Genomic DNA, 2588 nt, shown 5'->3' on the forward strand with positions numbered 1-2588 from the left:
AAATCCCCCCTGCTATAAACTCTGTTAAAATAATAACTGGTTTACGAATAAGTAAAAGAAAAAGGAAAATCAAAAAAAGACATCTCTATGAATGAGAGAATAACCAGATACGGTAGCACCACACACAACAGCAGCATTAAAAATATAGGCATGCCCATTTAATAGAAGCGTTATCATAAATTTTAGCATTGCCATAAATCCGTGCATTTTGAAGCACGCGCGCCTTGTCATACACCCAGCAATTACCATGATGCGATAGTTTTTTCCTTTTCAATAAAACCACCAAGGTCACCAGCATTAACATCACCAAAGTCCCTTGATACACGGATGCGATAAAGAGTATGATCACCAACTTGTTTGGGTTTCGTTTGTAAATTTATATTTTTTTGAGATAGCGTTCACAATGAACTCCTTACAGTTTAAAAGTTTTGAATTGACATCCTATAAGGCGTCGGGTGCTCAAAACACAGCCTAAAGTCTGTTGTTATGCTTTTCCCCATAAGGGTGTTGTATGGCATAACCACACCCGACAAAATCACTATATATGCTAATAAAAGCATAAAAGACAGTCAGTTTTTTAAAGACAAGGGAAAGATTGTTTCGTAATCTATCCACTATTGGTTTAGTGTTTTCTGCACTTAAGTATTTATACAGCAAAATACCCATTTATTGTCAACTATTTTTGTCTTTTTTTATAATATTTTCAAATATTTATCTCATAAAATAGCTTATAATTTTTATCTCTTTCTTTTGAAGTATATGCCCTTAAAAGCTCCCGTTCTAATCATGATTTCGGAGCCGCGTGAGAGGGACAAAACAAGCCGGTATGGTTTCTTTGTCAAGGACGCCGTTAGGCGCCATGTAATGGTCTCCTTGACCTTAAGAACCTAGGATTGTTAGTCATCTCATTAAACGCGGGTCTGATGTCATGATTTTGGTGAGCGTTCCGGAGAGTTTGAGAGGCGGATAGCCTCTCATTTAAAAATCAAGTTTATAAATAAAAACTATTTTTATTGCTAAGCTTTCAAGATTATTTTATGAGTGAGAGTAATTGGTTATCTACGCAATGATCAATAAGGGAAGTAAAGCCCTAAGTTCTAAAAAAATTAGCCCATTATAGGGGTCTTCTTGGGGTTCTGGGAGATTTTGTTATGTCCAAGTGCTTCTCAGCACTAAAAGCAGAATACTGATTCAAACTTCAGTACTTTACTACTCCCGGAATACCAATGCGAGGGCGCTCGCACCCGGTAGGGGGGAATTTAAAGTGCAAAACAAAACTCCACATTTAAATGACATTTCTGTAGGAAAAAAAATTCGCACCAGAAGAAACTTCATGGGAATTTCTCAAAAAGAATTAGGAGTAAGCTTCCAACAAATCCCAAAATATGAGAACGGCTCAAATCGTGTAGGAGCTGGCTGTTTACAGGAAATTGCTAACATACTAGATGTTCATAACTCCTTTTTTTATACCGATATTTCACAAAAAAGAAATATTTCATACTCTTGTGATGAAGGAATTTCCAGTAAAGAAGAATACTTCTTTTTAAGAGGTTTTAGAAAACTCAAACCTAAAAAACAAAAAGCAATTTTGTGGTTGGTTTCCGAATAGAATAAGACGCTTTAAACGTTTGATAAGTAATCATTTTAATTACAAACAATTTAAATATTTATTATTTTATGCCTTCATTCAGAAAGGCATAGAAAAACGTTCTAGATCCAATTCTCCTCGATTTTCTTTAGCAATCATGCCACGCAAATACCCTCCAGATGATTTCACGAGTTCTTTACCGTGTTTTTCGAAAATTATAGCAATGGCCAGAAAAACTTTTTTATTTCCTATTGTTTTTTAGCTTCTTCAAGCGCCTGAGAAGAAATCTCTTTCATTTTAGCTAAAAATTCCATGGAACCGATTAAATCTCTTTTAGATTCCAACCCATTTTCACGAACATTACCACATTAGGCAAAGCTTCAGTTAAAAGTTCTGATGTGAAGCAATTTGTTGTTTTTTGAAGATAAGGTTGTTTCTTCCTTTTTCTTTTTTTCATCAACCATTTTATCGTAACAGTAGGTCAAGTTAGTATTTTGAGTGTGTTCATTTGAATACTCATTTTTGTTACAATACAGTTATGTTTAGGGGTTTTATTATGTATATGCATAACCTTTTTTAAAAAAATAAACGATTTAAAAGGGGAACCAAGAACAGCCTTAATTTTATTAATACGACCTAAAAACCGTGAAACAATCGATGTAAATTTTATTTCTTCAATACGAAGCCGCAATTGGCAACAAACGCCACAAAATTTTCTAACAACCATATCATGATGATTTTTTCTTCTTTAACCGTAAAAATCGAATGTTTAAGTTCATGATAACGTGCAATTAAAATACTAAGTTCAATCCCACAAGCCGTTATTACATAACTCACATAGTTAGTAGTCATACCTTTTGTAATTGCCAAAATCCCGCATTAAAATCAGACCTTTATTCAAAGATGATCTGATAATTTTCTCAAAAAAATTCAAGATTCCTCAAGTGCAGTACCCATGCGTACATCATGATGAATAATAACATCCATCAACTCTGTCACG

At 34.1% G+C, this 2588-nt stretch carries 3 protein-coding genes; 1 reads left to right on the forward strand and 2 read right to left on the reverse strand.

The features are described from left to right. Nucleotides 1-1264: 1264 nt before the first annotated feature. A complete protein-coding gene (locus ACFIKE_RS09295; RefSeq protein ID WP_375649507.1) occupies nucleotides 1265-1609 on the forward strand; it encodes a helix-turn-helix domain-containing protein in 345 nt (114 codons plus the stop codon). 78 nt (nucleotides 1610-1687) lie between these two features. Here the strand turns inward: ACFIKE_RS09295 and repC are convergent, their stop codons facing one another. Beyond that, nucleotides 1688-1840 (reverse strand): replication initiation protein RepC, encoded by a 153-nt coding sequence (gene repC, locus ACFIKE_RS09300; RefSeq protein ID WP_375649512.1) that lies wholly within the window; start codon nucleotides 1838-1840, stop codon nucleotides 1688-1690. Nucleotides 1841-2254: 414 nt separating this feature from the next. Further along, complete coding sequence (locus ACFIKE_RS09305) at nucleotides 2255-2440, reverse strand: hypothetical protein (RefSeq protein WP_375649510.1); 186 nt, start codon at nucleotides 2438-2440, stop codon at nucleotides 2255-2257. Between the last annotated feature and the right edge of the window lie 148 nt (nucleotides 2441-2588).

The sequence above is a fragment of the Bartonella sp. MU70NMGDW genome, assembly GCF_042194085.1.
Taxonomy (GTDB): Bacteria; Pseudomonadota; Alphaproteobacteria; order Rhizobiales; family Rhizobiaceae; genus Bartonella; species Bartonella grahamii.

Bases quoted from the DNA above. Each gene is read 5' to 3' on its own strand.
- ACFIKE_RS09305 (WP_375649510.1), bottom strand. From the start codon at position 2,440: ATGACTACTAACTATGTGAGTTATGTAATAACGGCTTGTGGGATTGAA.